At 52.3% G+C, this 15,196-nt stretch carries 15 protein-coding genes; 9 read left to right on the top strand and 6 right to left on the bottom strand.

What is annotated here, in order from left to right:
* Positions 1 to 52: 52 nt before the first annotated feature.
* Entirely contained in the window at positions 53 to 778 is a 726-nt protein-coding gene (locus CCY32_RS09955; protein ID WP_141096217.1) for a DUF6776 family protein, read from the bottom strand.
* An 84-nt stretch (positions 779 to 862) separates the two neighbouring features.
* Here CCY32_RS09955 and CCY32_RS09950 point away from each other — a divergent pair, with 84 nt between their 5' ends.
* The 4 genes from CCY32_RS09950 (at position 863) to CCY32_RS09935 (ending at position 3,960) form a co-directional block, all read left to right on the top strand.
* Positions 863 to 2,545: a chloride channel protein gene (locus tag CCY32_RS09950; RefSeq protein WP_088330480.1), complete on the top strand. Its 1,683-nt coding sequence runs from the start codon at positions 863 to 865 to the stop codon at positions 2,543 to 2,545.
* Positions 2,542 to 2,973: a protoporphyrinogen oxidase HemJ gene (gene hemJ, locus CCY32_RS09945; protein WP_088330479.1), complete on the top strand. Its 432-nt coding sequence runs from the start codon at positions 2,542 to 2,544 to the stop codon at positions 2,971 to 2,973. The genes CCY32_RS09950 and hemJ overlap by 4 nt, the downstream gene beginning before the upstream one ends.
* Before the next feature lie 96 nt (positions 2,974 to 3,069).
* Positions 3,070 to 3,597 carry a DUF1569 domain-containing protein gene (locus CCY32_RS09940; protein ID WP_088330478.1) on the top strand — a complete coding sequence of 176 codons (528 nt, stop codon included), beginning with the start codon at positions 3,070 to 3,072 and terminating at the stop codon, positions 3,595 to 3,597.
* A 75-nt stretch (positions 3,598 to 3,672) separates the two neighbouring features.
* The gene (locus CCY32_RS09935; RefSeq protein ID WP_088330477.1) at positions 3,673 to 3,960 is read left to right on the top strand and encodes a coiled coil domain-containing protein; all 288 of its coding nucleotides are present in this window, start codon (positions 3,673 to 3,675) and stop codon (positions 3,958 to 3,960) included.
* 46 nt (positions 3,961 to 4,006) lie between these two features.
* Here the strand turns inward: CCY32_RS09935 and CCY32_RS09930 are convergent, their stop codons facing one another.
* From CCY32_RS09930 to CCY32_RS09920, 3 genes are all read right to left on the bottom strand, one after another.
* Entirely contained in the window at positions 4,007 to 4,624 is a 618-nt protein-coding gene (locus CCY32_RS09930) for a sulfotransferase family protein (RefSeq protein ID WP_088330476.1), read from the bottom strand.
* A gap of 134 nt (positions 4,625 to 4,758) precedes the next feature.
* Positions 4,759 to 5,082 (bottom strand): CopG family transcriptional regulator, encoded by a 324-nt coding sequence (locus CCY32_RS09925; RefSeq protein WP_088330475.1) that lies wholly within the window; start codon positions 5,080 to 5,082, stop codon positions 4,759 to 4,761.
* Positions 5,036 to 5,740 carry an AAA family ATPase gene (locus CCY32_RS09920; RefSeq protein WP_088330474.1) on the bottom strand — a complete coding sequence of 235 codons (705 nt, stop codon included), beginning with the start codon at positions 5,738 to 5,740 and terminating at the stop codon, positions 5,036 to 5,038. The genes CCY32_RS09925 and CCY32_RS09920 overlap by 47 nt, the downstream gene beginning before the upstream one ends.
* Before the next feature lie 98 nt (positions 5,741 to 5,838).
* Here CCY32_RS09920 and CCY32_RS17215 point away from each other — a divergent pair, with 98 nt between their 5' ends.
* The 5 genes from CCY32_RS17215 (at position 5,839) to CCY32_RS09900 (ending at position 10,332) form a co-directional block, all read left to right on the top strand.
* The gene (locus CCY32_RS17215) at positions 5,839 to 6,012 is read left to right on the top strand and encodes a hypothetical protein (RefSeq protein ID WP_168171484.1); all 174 of its coding nucleotides are present in this window, start codon (positions 5,839 to 5,841) and stop codon (positions 6,010 to 6,012) included.
* 72 nt (positions 6,013 to 6,084) lie between these two features.
* Positions 6,085 to 7,101, top strand: coding sequence for an aspartate carbamoyltransferase (locus tag CCY32_RS09915; RefSeq protein WP_088330473.1), 1,017 nt, complete (start codon positions 6,085 to 6,087; stop codon positions 7,099 to 7,101).
* Between the two features lie 40 nt (positions 7,102 to 7,141).
* Entirely contained in the window at positions 7,142 to 8,422 is a 1,281-nt protein-coding gene (hemL, locus tag CCY32_RS09910; protein WP_088330663.1) for a glutamate-1-semialdehyde 2,1-aminomutase, read from the top strand.
* A gap of 56 nt (positions 8,423 to 8,478) precedes the next feature.
* Positions 8,479 to 9,567, top strand: coding sequence for an adenylate/guanylate cyclase domain-containing protein (locus CCY32_RS09905; protein WP_088330472.1), 1,089 nt, complete (start codon positions 8,479 to 8,481; stop codon positions 9,565 to 9,567).
* A gap of 63 nt (positions 9,568 to 9,630) precedes the next feature.
* A complete protein-coding gene (locus tag CCY32_RS09900; protein WP_141096216.1) occupies positions 9,631 to 10,332 on the top strand; it encodes a hypothetical protein in 702 nt (233 codons plus the stop codon).
* Here the strand turns inward: CCY32_RS09900 and mrcB are convergent.
* Together mrcB and hrpB are read right to left on the bottom strand one after the other, a co-directional pair.
* Complete coding sequence (mrcB, locus tag CCY32_RS09895) at positions 10,315 to 12,690, bottom strand: penicillin-binding protein 1B (RefSeq protein WP_088330470.1); 2,376 nt, start codon at positions 12,688 to 12,690, stop codon at positions 10,315 to 10,317. The two genes, CCY32_RS09900 and mrcB, sit on opposite strands and share 18 nt — an antisense overlap.
* The gene (hrpB, locus tag CCY32_RS09890) at positions 12,690 to 15,158 is read right to left on the bottom strand and encodes an ATP-dependent helicase HrpB (protein WP_168171483.1); all 2,469 of its coding nucleotides are present in this window, start codon (positions 15,156 to 15,158) and stop codon (positions 12,690 to 12,692) included. Before hrpB ends, mrcB begins: the two co-directional genes overlap by 1 nt.
* Positions 15,159 to 15,196: the final 38 nt, after the last annotated feature.

The following is a 15,196-nucleotide window of genomic DNA, read 5'->3' as shown; positions in this document are numbered from 1 at the left end:
GGGGATGGACAAGATTCGACGGTCGCCATTATCTAATACCTGACTAATTCAATCAACTATTCACTGGCGTGTCGGATGGCTCTGGATTATTAAGTTGCCAACGAAAGCTTCGTTCTAATTGTCCCCGTTTCGGTTTGGTCATATCACATACGACGTTAAGCCGCTGAGGCACAAAGCCTTCGGGCAGTCTGAATGTGCCCGACAGTACTTCAAAATACTTAAAGTTAAAGTCCAACTCCTGTGCTGACTCATCCATCAGTGTCCGGATATCCAACTGTCGGGTCTCACCATTTACCGTGCCGGACAGTTGCAATGAGACATTGCCCTGCACCATACCTTTGTGTTGATTTTTCTGCATCAGCACCAGCGCAAAACGGTAGTATCCTTCGCTGTTGCTGGCCTCAATATCCACAGAGTCGATGACGACCCCTTGTTCCTCTAGCTCTGGTGCCATAATTTTTTTATAAAAGGCGAGCTCCTGACGCAAGCCAGTCTCTCCTTCCATCGCTTGCCTGAGACTGCTTTGTAACTTCTGATTGGCCAGGCGCTCGACTTCCAGTTCGACACCCACAATGTTCATCTGTTTCGTGAGCTGATGATTTTCTGTGGTTATCGCGTCAATGGTCTGCTCCAACCCGGCTATCTTCTCCTTCTGATAGCTGTATTGCACGTTACCCAGGCGCACACCGGCATACATGGTCAGTACCAGAAGCGCCACCAGCAGCAAATAAAAGCGCATGGCCCCCAGCCGTTCTTTGATTTCTCTTCCTCGTAACAAGTCTTACTCCGGATATATGATTTTTCTTTAATTACAGATGCTTGTGTTAGACTCTGGCTCATAAGCCTCAACGTCAGCATAACGATGTCATTACAGGGACTGCGCCGGGAACTTGCTCATCCCAGAACTTCGGTTCAACTCTGCCTGCTCGGAATCGTGGGCGGCAGTTGTGCCGCGCTGCTTATCATACTGTTTCGTCTGAGTATTGAAACCATTCAGCACCTGTATATTGAGCAGTTTGATAATTTTACCACGCTGGCCGCCATCGACCGCTTTATTCTGCCCATTATCGGCGCCGTGCTTATCCTGTTTTTTGCCTACCTGACGGGCTTTAAACATTACCGCATGGGCATTCCTTACGTGATCCATAGGGTCAAGCACCGTTATGGTTTGATCCCTTTGCGTACCAGCATTAACCAGTTCTTCGGCGGCGTCATTGCGCTGGCGTCGGGGTTTTCCGTCGGTCGCGAGGGCCCTTCGGTGCATCTGGGTGCAGCCGGTAGCAGTTTTCTGGGGCAGTGGCTGAAATTGCCCTATAACAGTATCCGGATTCTCGCTGGCTGTGGCATTGCAGCAGGCATATCAGCCTCCTTTAACACTCCCTTTGCTGCGGTCATCTTTGTCATGGAAGTGGTGCTCAGAGAATACAAAATTCATATTTTTATTCCAGTGATGCTGGCGGCTGCCTGTGGTTCTGTTCTGACCCGCTTAGTCTTCGGTGAAGGCAGCGAACTGGACTTGCTGCATTTCGTCAATTTCAGCTACTGGATCTACTTGTATCTTATTCCCGTGGGGATGATCCTCGGCGCGCTGGCCACGCTGTTTAACAATCAGCTGATGAACCTGATCCGCTGGTTCCGCCCGTTGAACATGGTCAGTCGTTTGCTGCTGGCGGGCTTGCTCACCGGTGTGGTCGGCTATTTATTGCCCCAAGCCATGGGGTCGGGAATGAGCTCCATTCAGTTTCTGGTCAACTCCCCTGACAACCTGGTATTGCTGTTCGCTATTCTGGCGGCCAAACTGGCGCTGACACTGATTGCACTGGGATTGGGGATTCCCGGTGGTATTATCGGCCCGGTTATCGGCATGGGCGTACTCGCCGGCGCCATACTCCTGTTGCCGCTGGGTATCTTTATGGAGGATACCACGCAATTAACCGGTAGCTTTGCCTTACTCGGCATGGCAGGTCTGCTGACCGCCGTATTGCATGCGCCCCTGGCGGCCCTTTCTGCCGTCATGGAGTTATCATTCTCCCCCCAGGTTATTCTGCCAGCCATGATGGTCATCGTGCCGGCTTATGTGACCTCAACCCAATTGCTGGGCAACCGTTCGATATTTATCCGTCAGCTCGACTTTCAGAAACTCTCCTACACCAGTTCCTCTGTGCGCGAACATTTGCAGAAAACCGGCGTACTGGCTGAAATGAACAGCGAATTCCGACTCTTTAATGATCCGATGGAAAGTCAGTTGCTGGCGCACCTGCATGACAACCCCACAGATCTGGTTGTACAGGCACAGGACTTTGAAATTGGGAAACAGTTTTCGCTGGTACAATATGACACTAGTCTCGGATATGAAAACACCACGCCACTTAAATTCTTCAATATGGAAGGACTGCCCTCACAGGCAACCTTAGCCGAAGTGTATGAAGAGCTGCAGGCCAACAGAGACGGCGCCGTGTATATCTACGATGACAACCCGGAAGACATTGTCGGTATTATTACCTGGAACCGCCTGCATGCTGAGTTACTCAAGGAGCAATATTGATGCTGTTATGGTGTAAAGCCCTGCATGTGTTCTTTATGGTGGCGTGGTTCGCCGGTATTTTCTATCTGCCCAGACTCTTTGTTTATCATGCCGAGACAAACGATGAGGCCACACGCAATACCTTTAAGGTGATGGAACGTCGTCTGTGGTGGTTCGTCACACCCTTTGCCGCGCTGACCCTGATATTTGGCTTAGGTCTGATTTACCTGTATGGCATGACCTGGCTGAAGCTGTCGGTATGGCTGCATATCAAGCTGGTGCTGGTGTTGCTGATTTACGCTTACCATTTTTATCTGTACAAACTGGTTAAAGACTTCGCTAATGATAATAACCGTCACTCTGCGCGGTTTTACCGTTTACTGAATGAAGCGCCGGTGCTGGTATTACTGGCAATCGTCATACTTGCCGTACTCAAGCCTGCCATATGAGCGGAGTGAACCCTGCGCCAGTCCAAATTTCGTACCCTTGACGCGAATAGGATCTTATACTGCCACCAGAGCGCTTTTGTTAATTCGGCAGGTCATATGCAACGCAGACAGTTTCTTCTTGGCACCCTGGCTGCCAGTGCAGCCCTAAGCAGTGGTGCTCTTATCTGGTTGGCGACCGGTGATCAAAAGCCGGACTTGTCCATATCCAGTGTACTGGCAACATTGCAAGAGATGGATGAACAGGCGTATTTAACCACCGGAAGTTGGGATCTCTATCAGATACTCACCCACTGCGCTCAGAGTATTGAATATTCAATATCAGGCTTTCCAGAGCATAAACCGGAGTGGTTTAAAGATACCCTGGGAGTATTGGCTTTTACTGTGTTTGCCCGTAAAGGTGAAATGTACCATGCGCTTGATGAGCCGATACCAGGCAGTCAGGGCATTCAGGCGGGTGGAGATGTACGTCAGGCATATCAGCGCTTGCAACAGACTCTGCTTGACTTCCAGCATCATGACGGGCCCTTGCATGCTCACTTTGCCTATGGAGCATTATCCAAGCAAGACTATGCGCTTGCGCACGCCATGCATTTTTATAACCACTTGCAGGAGATACAGCTTTAGGCACCGGCTCCTTGCGGCAATGGTCTGGGGCTTCTAGGGTTAGTGGTAGGTTCACTAAACGACAGGGAAAAGATAATGAGTATGAAAGATGCCTATCAGAAAAAACTCCAGTCAAAGCTGGAACAAAGCCGGCTAGAGATTGGTCAGCTGAAGGCCAAAGCCGATGAAGCCGAGGCGGATGCCCAACTTGAATACTATAAACAAATCGAAGAGCTAAGAGTGAAACAGGAGCGGGCGAATCAGAAGCTTGAGGAGTTAAGGCAGGCCAGCGATGATGCGTGGGAAGACATTAAAGCAGGCGCAGATAATGCCTGGGATTCTATAAGCAAGGCGCTCACATCGGCAGCTTCCCGATTCAAATAGCCCGGCGGGCGCCGTGACTGCCGCCGGCGAGTACAGACTCACCGTGTCAGCTTTTACCTGATACCCGATCCCAGAACTCTTCGCGGTCGTTCGTTCTCGGAAACGGTGTGTCTGGCACCGGCAGATTGAGAAAGTCGCATAAGGGTTGCCATCCCTGCTTCACTTCAAATAACAACAGTTGTTTTGCCGGGATAGCAGCCTTAACGGCGTCATTATGCGCGATAAATCCATCGACCAGCCCCTGATGGTCCAGGCCTTGCGCAAACCCGCTTTTTTCAACCACACGTTGAGCCATGCTCAGCCATTCACGCATAGACTCGGGCGCCTCATTTTGATTGGCTAACAGCGTATAAATGGTGGAACCAAAGCTGCGGGCCCAACTATCCGGGTCACGATGCGTCAGAATAAACTTTGCTTTAGGGTAAGCCTGATGAAGCTCCCGAAAATAACCCGCAGTCGGCCAGTCAACCGCACTGTTATAACGGGTGTAAATGGCCGTCCAGTCTGGCTCTCCCCTGAGGGCGCTATTCCAGAGTGGTACCTGTACGTCCATATTAAGCAGCACTTCTTCCATATGATGACATGGACCGAGTCCCAGCTCATTTAATGCCAGCTTCAGAGAATACGTACCGGTTCGCCCCACACCTGCACCAATAATATGCATGTCATTACTCTTTTGAGGTAGGTAATTGAGCTTAGCAGCTTATTGTCAAAAGTCCTTCAGTCTTACAGCTTTGTTAGTGAACACTGAGCACGGGGCAATGCCTGGCTGATAGCGGTGAGCCTGTTTGCAGCGCCCTAGCGAACCTGACTGGCCAGGTAGCGGTCTTTTTCAAGCTCAATCTCCACGCCAGCCAGCCAAATCCGCATCAGCCGGGAGCGGGAAATACCGGTTGTCGCCGCCAGTTGCTCCAGCGTTGCCCTGGCCTCGGTGGTCAGCGTCACACTGGTAGTTTTTAGCGGTGCACCGTGCCCCTGTTGATCAGCCGTTGCGCCCGGGTGCAACCTGATAACTTTATTCAGGCCACGGGCATAATTCTCCGCATCTTCAATAAATTCATCGACACTGACCGCATTAGGACTGGCCGACGGCGAGTTTTTCTTCAAACTGGCGAACGTCATGCTTCTCTCCTTTGGCCCGGGCGAATAACTCATCAACAATAGCGCGGATTTCGCTGGCTGCTTTACCCTGGGGTTCGTTTTCCATGACAGACAGCCCCAGTTCTTCGCTGTCGTCATACATGTTACGGCTGAATGTCACCGAGTTAAGTACGGGGATCTCAAAAGAACGACAGACCTCTTTTGCTTCGATGATACGAGGGGCCAGAGATGGCAGCGATGGGCACTGGGTAATCACAAAGGCGACGTTCATCTTGGGATTCACCATCTTACAGGTGGAGATAATGTCTTCCATGTGCGGGACAGTTTTCAGATCCCGGCGCTTGGGGCGCAGGGGAACCAGGATATGATCGGCAACCGCCATGGATGAGCGCAACGCCAGGTTGTCCTGTCCGCCGCAATCAATCACCACATAGTCATAATGATTGCGTAAACTCAGCAATTCATTGCGTATCTTGCCGTATAACTGAACACAGTTTATGTTGGGCAGCTGTTTTTTATTGCTGTTACGTTCCTGTATCCAGTCAGACGTTGTGCGCTGCGGGTCGCAATCCACCATCAACACCGAGGCGTCGCGCTCTGTGCGCAGGTGAACCGCGATATTCTGAGCCAGACAGCTTTTTCCACTGCCGCCTTTTTCACCACCAACCAGAATAATCATAACCGTAATCCTCTCAATCCTGACAGACTTCGCAGCCATCAAGGCTGCCTCTGTTTAACTTTACGCCACCGATACAGCCCACGCCAGTAAAGGCGCGCATGGCAAATGACTATAAGGAATGGGAGTTAATACCTATTTGTGATGATGGCGTGCTGCCCGCGACACTGGCTTTTCCCCTGACCCTGTCGGGTTGCCACGGTATCCGGACCTTGTTCATAGCGGGTATGTGGATTGCCCTGACATCCCATCGCAAGATCCCTGCTCTGTGTTAATCAGTGATTGGTATAACCCTCCAGCCTTGCTAAAATTGCCGCACTTTTGCCGTCCAACAGGTTGTCCGCGTTATGAATCAGTTTAAAGGTCAGCATATCCTGTCCGTCAGCCAGTTTGACCCCGATAGCATTGCCCAGATTTTTTCTGTCGCCGATACCATGCGTCCTTATGCACACCGTCTCAAACGGACCAAGGTGCTGGATGGCGCCATTCTCGGCAATCTCTTTTTTGAGCCCAGCACCCGTACCAGAGTCAGCTTTGGCACCGCCTTTAACCTGCTTGGAGGTGAAGTCAGAGAAACTGCGGGCATGGCCACCTCCGCGCTGAGTAAAGGCGAATCGCTGTACGACACTGCCAGGGTGCTGTCCAGCTACTCGGATATTGTCGCCATGCGCCATCCTGACGCCGGCTCAGTGGCGGAGTTTGCTGAAGGCAGCCGTGTTCCTGTAATCAATGGTGGGGATGGCGCCAATGAACATCCGACCCAGGCATTGCTGGATTTGTATACCATCAGTAAAGAACTGCAGTTCCATGGTCATAGTATTGATGGCATGCATATCGCGATGATCGGTGATCTTAAACATGGGCGTACCGTGCACTCTTTGTCAAAACTACTCAGTCTTTACAAGAATATTCGCTTTACCCTGATATCGCCCAAGGAACTGGCAATGCCTGATGCGATATTAGATCTGATTAGCAAAGGCGGACATACCTTTAAAATCACGGAGCAGATGGAAGGCAGTATGGACGCCGACATTTGTTATCAGACGCGGATTCAGGAAGAGCGTTTTGAATCCCAGCTTGAGGCCAATAAATATCGTGGGCGCTTCCGCCTGAACCAGGATATTTATACCCGGCATTTTCAGTCCAAAACCGTGATCATGCATCCGCTCCCCCGGGATTCTCGCGCCGATGCCAACGAACTCGATAACGACCTTAACCTTAATCCTAACCTGGCGATTTTTCGCCAGGTCGATAACGGGGTATTGATCCGAATGGCCTTGTTTGCCCTAACCCTTGGGGTAGAAAATATCGTCCAACAGTACGACTGCGATGTGCAGTGGTACAGCAGCAAACAAAATCTTTGAAGCCGCCGCTGCGGTGTCAGTCTCAAACAACGAAGGTATTATGCAAAAATCCATAGAATTATTTGAACGCGCCCAGCAACACATTCCTGGTGGTGTAAACTCACCCGTGCGCGCATTTAAAGCGGTGGGTGGCACCCCGGTCTTCATCGATAAAGCCGATGGGCCCTACCTGTTCGATGCCGATGGCAAGCGCTATATCGATTATGTGCAGTCCTGGGGGCCCATGGTACTGGGTCATAATCATCCCCAGATAAAACAGGCCGTACTCAGTGCCGTGGAAAAAGGCCTCAGTTTTGGCGCCCCCACCGAGGCTGAAATTCATATCGCAGAGCTGGTCAGCAAGCTGGTACCGTCAATGGAAATGGTGCGCATGGTCAACTCGGGTACAGAGGCCACCATGAGCGCCATTCGTCTTGCTCGCGGCTACACCGGGCGGGATAAGATTCTGAAGTTCGAAGGATGCTATCATGGTCATGCCGACTCGTTGCTGGTCAAAGCCGGCTCTGGAGCCCTGACACTGGGTGTACCCAGCTCCCCCGGCATACCCGCAGATGTGGCACAACACACACTGACTGTCGAATACAATAACCTAGACTCGGTGCGAGAGGCCTTCGCTCAGGTTGGCGAACAGATAGCCTGCATTATCGTTGAACCCGTCGCCGGAAACATGAACTGCATTCCTCCGGTGCCAGGTTTTCTTGAGGGATTAAGAGAAATTTGCGACGAGTACGGCACGGTGCTGATACTGGATGAGGTCATGACAGGCTTTCGTGTGGCGCTGGGCGGGGCACAGGGTCATTATGGCATTGAGCCCGACCTGACGTGTCTTGGCAAGGTTATCGGTGGTGGTATGCCAGTCGGCGCGTTTGGTGGTAAGCGGGACATCATGTCACATATTGCCCCCTCTGGTCCCGTCTATCAGGCTGGTACGCTTTCAGGCAATCCGGTTGCCATGGCAGCAGGTTTGGCATCGTTAACGGCCATTCAGCAACCCGGGCTTTACGACATCCTGAGCACACGCACAGAAAAACTCGCCAAAGGCATGAAGGCCCTTGCGGACAAGCATGGTATACCCATGAGTATTAATTATGCTGGCAGCATGTTTGGGTTATTCTTTACCGATGTGCCGCGGGTGACTAATTATCAGCAGGCGATTAACTGTAATCAGAAGCAGTTTAACCAGTTTTATCATGGCATGTTGGAACAGGGGGTTTACCTTGCACCGGCATCCTATGAGGCCGGATTTGTTTCTGCGGCCCATGATGATGAGATTATTGCGCAAACGCTAAGCGCTGCCGATACAGTACTGGCTGGATTATAACGAAGACACGACAGGGAAAGTCGGGACTCTTTTTTAACGAGTATGACGATATCACTATGACGGCGCCGTTTTCACACCCTGTCACTCTGCTACTGCTGGCCACCTGCATCTTCTTAGCAGTATTGGTGGTCATTCTTGCCAGCTTGCTGCGTCAGGCCAGGGTGGCGTATCGGCGCCCGGTTGTAAAACTCGAATCACATACCTTTCAGGCGGCACCGGATTACGCTTCCGGCCAGGCTATGCAGGATGAACAAGCCGCCCGTATCAGTAAAACCTTTGAGAAGTTCGTGCCCCGTCAGTTTGCAGAGCATTTTGCCAAACACGGACTGGATACCCTGGAGCTGGGACGGGCCGATGAAGACGAAGTGGCAATCCTGTTTTGTGATATCCGTGGTTTTACCGGGCTATCTGAGCGCATGTCACCCCAGGAGTTGATGAATTTCCTCAACTCGTACTTTATGCGTATGAACCAGCCTATCCATGCCAACGGCGGCTTCATCGATAAATTTATCGGTGATGCCATTATGGCGCTGTTTGATCATCCCGGTGGTAGCAATCAGGACAAGGCCAGAGACGCCATTAAGGCGGCCCTGGCCCTGAGAAAAGCGGTGCAGCAATACAACCAGCACCGCAGCAACTCGGGCTATCCCCCGATCAATATTGGTATCGGCGTGCATTTTGGCCCGGTTATCCTCGGCACGGTGGGCTCCGAAGACAGAATGGACACCACCGTCATCGGTGACAGTGTCAACATAGCCTACCGGCTGGAATCACTGGCGCCTCAGTATGAGGCCGATATTCTGGTTAGCGCACAGCTCCTCGATACGGCCGCTGCACGGAACACATACCAGTACAGGCTGCTGGACTGGGTCAGGGTCAAGGGGAAGAAAAATCCGGTCGAGATTTACGAGATTATCGCGCATCAGAATGATGATATTCAAAAACAAAAGTTAGCCTGTGCACCACTGCTCGAAAAAGGCATTGCTCACCGCCGCGTTCGCCAATGGGATGAAGCCATAGCCTGCTTTGTGGAAGCCAGTCACCTTTGCCCGGGCGACAAATTAATCACCCATCATATTGAACAATGCCAGCTGTTGCGTCGCCAGGTGCTGCCAAAAGACTGGGACGGTGCACTGAATCTCTGAACACGGTGTGACTGCGCTATTGAGCTATACTGGATAAACGACGCCCCCTGCTGAGGCATGATCATGCCCGCCTGTCTATTATCTGCTTCGTTTTTTCTATCGCTGCGCTGGCTTGTGCTGTTGTTATTTTTCGCGCCCTTTAGTGCCAACGCGACACCTCCGAACCTGCTCATCGGGCACATTCGCCACCCTCACATGGAACCCATTAAAAGCTTGCTAAAAGAAGCCTATGCGCAGCTCAATATTGACGTTTCCTTTCTTGAAACGCCCATGGAGAGAGAGCGGTTGCTGGCCGCTAACGGAACCATCGATGGCATCGCCGTGAGATTCGGTGCCATGGCCGAAGAGTTAAAAGGGGTAGTCATGGTCGATGCCCCCATCATGCGGATTCGGGTACATCTGATTTGTCGCCTTCATATTCCCTGTCATGCCAGTATGCTCAATGATCCAAAAAACAGTATCGCGGTGCCTTTTGGTGCCAGCATTGTCACCCGACTTCTCTCAACCTATCAGGCCAAACCGATCTTTCTGTCCTATAACCAACAAGTCATCAACATGATCAAAGACGGTAAAATCGACTATGGCTTTACGGCGGTGGATCCGGACAGTTCACATACTCTGGTAGGCATTCAGATTGCCGAGCCCCCTGTTTACGACGACCTCGCCTATCACTTTATCAGCGAGCGTTATGCCTGGCTGGCACCTTCGCTGGCTAACGCAATACTCCAGGCTAAACAGGCTACGCCATTAACTTCCCCCGAATAATTTTTGCCACCAGCTCTTTTTCTCTTTTTTGGACGGCACCTTTTCTGCTGTACTGACGCAGCCTGAGGGGGCAGGCAACGCGTCAATCACAGCCGGCACACTGATGCTACCGGCACATCCGGGTGGAACCGGGTTTCCACTGGCCACATCAAAGTGTGCAATCCCCAGCCCCTGCGGGAAACGCCGGGACAGCGATTTAGGGTGGCCTTGTCTGAGATAATCCATATACAGCGGTAACGCCCCACTGGCCCCTGCCAGACCGGTACTCTGATTGTCATCGGTGCCAAGCCAGATGGTCGCCAGCTGACTGCGATCAAAGCCACTGTACCAGGCATCCCGATAGTCATTTGTGGTACCGGTTTTGCCCGCCAGGTGCAAATCCGGAAACTGTTGTCTGAGCACCTTTGCCGTGCCTTCACGGGTCACCCGATTCAGGGCGTAGTTAAGCAAGTAAACGGCACCTTGGTCAGCACGTTGCCTGGCTTGCTGTTGATGTTGCCAAAGCACACGGTTGTCATGATCCACCACCGCGCTGATACTGTGCAATGGGATATAAGCGCCCTCATTGGCGATGGTCTGATACATCTGATTAACCTGTAAAGGCGACAAAGACAGGGCACCTAAGGTCATCGCAGGATATTGTGGCACCTCCTGATGGACACCCAGGCGTTTGATGGTCTCGGCAACGGCGCCCAGCCCCAGTTCCATGCCCAGTGTCACCGTGGGCACATTCAGAGATTCGCTTAGCCCTTGTAACAACGACACCTGACCACGGAACGTTTTGTCCGAATTTTGTGGTGACCACACCTTCCCTTCGCTGCTTTTCAGTTGTATCGGTTTATCTGTAATGGGCGTTGCCAGATGGTAATAAAAGGGCTGTTCAAGTGCAGTCAGATACACCGCGGGTTTAATCAGTGATCCGATCGGTCGCCTGGCGTCCATTGCACGGTTAAACCCCTGATAGTGGGTATTCTTATCTCCTACCATGGCGCGAATACCGCCGCTGGCGACATCGGATATGACCATAGCACCTTGCAGTGCGGGAACGTTTCGTTGCTGACTGATACGCTCAATGCCCTTACTCATTACCGCTTCCGCTTTACGCTGGGCCAGGGCATCAAGCGTCGTAAAGATCTTGATGCCAGCCTGCTGCAACGAGGCGTCCGGGAGAAGACGTTGCAGTTCTTCACGCACCTTATCCATAAACGCAGGATGGGTACTGCGATTGTGTTGGTTTTGCTGGCGCAGATTCAGCGGGCTTTGTACCCAACCTTTATAATGCTGAGGAGCGGCCTCGGATTCCTCAAACAGCAAACGCAGCACAAGATTCCGCCGTTCTGTCGCCCTTTCCTGATTACGACTGGGATTGTAATAAGAGGGCCCTTTAATAATCCCTACCAGCAGTGCCATCTCAGGAATACTGAGCTCGTTCAATGGCCGGTCAAAATAGAAATAGCTGGCCAGGCCAAAGCCGTGGACACCGTTAATACCATTCTGACCAAGAAAGACCTCATTGAGGTAAGCCTCAAGAATTTCGTCCTTGCTGTAACGCAATTCTATGACCAATGACATCAGGGCTTCATTGACCTTTCTGATCAGCGTCTTTTCATTGCTGAGAAACAGATTTTTGATCAGCTGTTGCGTGAGCGTACTGCCGCCCTGCACGGCTCTGCCGGCACTGATATTGGCCAGCAGCGCTCGCAGAATTGCCAGAGGCGCAACCCCGTGGTGCTGATAAAAATCTCTGTCTTCCACCAGCAGCAGCATGGTGATCAATTCCTGTGGCACGTCTTCCAGCTTAACCAGCATGCGGTCTTCGCCGCTGCTGTTGGTAAAGCGTGTAACCAGATAAGGTTCCAGCCTGACCTGCTCTACGGCCTGATGATCAAAGCGAATATCACTGAGTTCTCCGTTGGAAAAAGTGAGCCTTGTGATGGCGGCAGACTCCGGTCCCTCAGCAAAAAGCGCTTCGCGCCGGTAGAAAAAAAGTTGATTGCCCTTTACGGCATATTGACCGCTGGTGGTCACGTTCGCCACAGGCCGGTAAGACAACCATTTCAGTTCCTCAATGACCTCTGACATGTCCAGAGGTTGACCGCGACTGAGGGTGTAGGGCCGGGCATAGATCTGCGCCGGAACCTGCCAGGTATTGCCCTCAAAACGTGCTTTGATGCGGGCATCCAGATACACCCCATAAGCACTCAGACACAGCAATGCCACCAGCAGAAACTTCCAGCTATTACGCCAGCCCCAGCTCCACAACCGGCGAATGACAGAGCGACCATTATTACGCTGATTAGCCGGGGAACGAGTGGATGAGGATTTGTGACCGCGATTTGCAGGTTTTTTAGGTGCCATTACATCTTCTTCTTGGTTTTGGTGGTGGCCTGAGCCTGTGCAGGATCATCCGGCCAGTAATGCTTAGGATAACGACCTTTCATCTCTTTTTGGACTTCTTTGTAGCTGCCTGCCCAGAATCCTTTGAGATCAGCGGTTTTCTGGATAGGTCGCTGCGCAGGCGACAAGAGCTCCAGCTGCAAGGTGATTTGCCCGTTGCCCAGTAAGGGCGTATCCGTCCAGCCATAAATCTCCTGCATTCTTACCGCCAACACCGCGCTGCCATCAGCCCTGTAGGTAATTTTGCCTCGGTTCCCGGTAGGTAGTGGTAAATAGGCAGGACATGCTTTATCCACACGCTGCTGCTGTTCCCATGTTAAGCGATGCTTCAACAATGACACAAAGTCCAGCTGTTGCAGTGATTTGAAATTCAGGCAGTGTTCAAGATAAGGCCCTAACCAGTCCTCTATCTCATCCAGCAGTGCTGTTTCCGTCCACTCGGGCCCTTCCTTTAAACAGTTCGTCGCCAAACGTGCGCGGTAAATAAACTGCCAGGCATTGTCATTCATGGGCAACCAATCCAGCCCCTGCTGGCGAATCAGCGAATGCCAGCGCGCCTGTAAGGCCGGGCCAGGCTGCACCGGAACGGGTTCACTGGACAGTACCAACTGATTCAGTCGCCGCTGTGATCTGGCCTGCATCGCCTGTTGTGTTGGCTGCCACTGACAAACCGTTTCGGTTTCTATATTTTCGCTGAAACAGGACAGTAGTTGCGCCTCGGTCATGGCGGCGGCGAGTGTGATGCGGGCGTCCCCCCCGGCACTGGTATTGAGCAAACTGGCAATGACCAGGTAAGGCTCCTTGCTCAGTCTGTCATGCTGCGACAATTTGGCACCGGTACCTCGGGCCATCAGATAACGGCCCTCTCCTCTGGATTTTGCCACCCTGTCAGGGTATGCCCATGCCAGTACTCGCCCCGCACCAGCCACATCCAGCGATGACGTATCCAGGCGCGTCTTATCCGACAACCGTTTAAACCATATTGAAGCTTGCCTCAGAATGGGGTCACCACTGTGGTGACTCAGATACTCAAGCCGCTCTTCAAGGGATGCCGTGCCGGACGAGCGAAGTGGGTCTTTACTTTCTGTCAGTGCAGCAATTAAACAGGCCAGTTTCAGATCCCTTTCTCCCATTTGCTGCGCTTTTATCAACATATGCGCTAACCTGGGATGGCAGCCCAAAGTACAGAGTTGACGTCCGTGTGCCGTGATTCGCCCTTGCTCGTCCAGCGCTTCAAGGGAGTGCAGCAATGTCAGTCCCTGCTCTATCTGTGCCTCACTGGGATAGTCCAGCAGTGACAGAGTGGTAATGTCTGCGCCCCATGCTGCTGCTTCTAACAACATCGGCGCCATATCGGCTATCAGAATCTGTGGAGGACTCTGCTCAGCCAGCCTGGACTGTTCATCCTGAGGCCACAAACGATAGCAAGTGCCGGGGCCGACTCGCCCCGCACGCCCGGCTCGTTGCGTAGCTGAAGCCTGAGAAATTCGCTGAGTACGTAAATGCTGTATGCCCTGATTCAGATCGAAACGGGCCACCTTTTCCAGCCCACTGTCGATAACAATATGAATGCCCTCGATGGTGAGACTGGTTTCAGCGATATTGGTGGCCAGTACCAGCTTACGCTCCCCCTTCTTCAACGGTCCCACTGCGGCCATCTGCGCCTCTTTACCCAGCTCTCCATAGAGACAATAGAGGCGGCAATTTGCCGGCAGCCTCTGAGTTAGCATTTCACCCAGTCGGCGAATCTCTCCGGCACCGGGTAAAAACGCCAATGCGCTGCCATCGCGCTGATTAAGCGCCTGTACAATAACCCCCGCCATATGCTGCAACCAAGCGACCCGGGCCGGCACCGGCGCATAGTGCATCTGCAAAGGATAACTGCGTCCTGCACTTTGGATCGCTTGAGCGCCGGGTAAAAGTGTCTGCAGAGCCTGTTGTTCGAGGGTAGCGGACATGATCAGCAAGCGCAGATCGTCTCGTAGTGCCTGTTGTGCTTCAAGACACAGGGCCAGTGCAAAATCAGCATGCAGATTACGTTCATGGAATTCGTCGAAAATAACTAACCCCACGCCATTGAGCTCAGGATCCTGTTGCAACATACGGGTCAATAAACCTTCCGTCACGATCTCTAGGCGCGTACTGCCACTGACCTTAGCTTCTCCACGAATTCGGTAGCCGACGGTTTTACCCACAGGTTCGTTGAGCTGTGCAGCGAGATAACCGGCAATGGCCCTGACCGCCACTCTGCGTGGCTGAAGCATCAGAATCTTTTTGCCGGATAACCAGGGTAGTTTTAGTAACTGCAGGGGCAACCAGGTGGACTTACCCGCCCCCGGCGGGGCAGACAGAATAACGTTCTGTGATTGCAGCCCGTCGACAAGCCGGGACGCTATGTCACTTACGGGCAATGCTGAAGGTTCACGCATGAATAAAGCCGTATCTCGGGTTGGCATCGGCCGCAGAG

Source organism: Lacimicrobium sp. SS2-24 (genome assembly GCF_002201535.1).
In the GTDB taxonomy this organism is placed as follows: domain Bacteria; phylum Pseudomonadota; class Gammaproteobacteria; order Enterobacterales; family Alteromonadaceae; genus Lacimicrobium.
Note: the sequence above shows the minus strand (reverse complement) of the source record. Positions and strands in the feature narration are given on the sequence as shown.

Bases quoted from the DNA above. Each gene is read 5' to 3' on its own strand.
- CCY32_RS09950 (WP_088330480.1), top strand. From the start codon at position 863: ATGTCATTACAGGGACTGCGCCGGGAACTTGCTCATCCCAGAACTTCG.
- CCY32_RS09940 (WP_088330478.1), top strand. From the start codon at position 3,070: ATGCAACGCAGACAGTTTCTTCTTGGCACCCTGGCTGCCAGTGCAGCC.
- CCY32_RS09935 (WP_088330477.1), top strand. From the start codon at position 3,673: ATGAGTATGAAAGATGCCTATCAGAAAAAACTCCAGTCAAAGCTGGAA.
- CCY32_RS09930 (WP_088330476.1), bottom strand. From the start codon at position 4,624: ATGCATATTATTGGTGCAGGTGTGGGGCGAACCGGTACGTATTCTCTG.
- CCY32_RS09925 (WP_088330475.1), bottom strand. From the start codon at position 5,082: ATGACGTTCGCCAGTTTGAAGAAAAACTCGCCGTCGGCCAGTCCTAAT.
- CCY32_RS09920 (WP_088330474.1), bottom strand. From the start codon at position 5,740: ATGATTATTCTGGTTGGTGGTGAAAAAGGCGGCAGTGGAAAAAGCTGT.
- CCY32_RS17215 (WP_168171484.1), top strand. From the start codon at position 5,839: ATGGCAAATGACTATAAGGAATGGGAGTTAATACCTATTTGTGATGAT.
- CCY32_RS09915 (WP_088330473.1), top strand. From the start codon at position 6,085: ATGAATCAGTTTAAAGGTCAGCATATCCTGTCCGTCAGCCAGTTTGAC.
- hemL (WP_088330663.1), top strand. From the start codon at position 7,142: ATGCAAAAATCCATAGAATTATTTGAACGCGCCCAGCAACACATTCCT.
- CCY32_RS09905 (WP_088330472.1), top strand. From the start codon at position 8,479: ATGACGGCGCCGTTTTCACACCCTGTCACTCTGCTACTGCTGGCCACC.
- CCY32_RS09900 (WP_141096216.1), top strand. From the start codon at position 9,631: ATGCCCGCCTGTCTATTATCTGCTTCGTTTTTTCTATCGCTGCGCTGG.
- mrcB (WP_088330470.1), bottom strand. From the start codon at position 12,690: ATGGCACCTAAAAAACCTGCAAATCGCGGTCACAAATCCTCATCCACT.
- hrpB (WP_168171483.1), bottom strand. From the start codon at position 15,158: ATGCGTGAACCTTCAGCATTGCCCGTAAGTGACATAGCGTCCCGGCTT.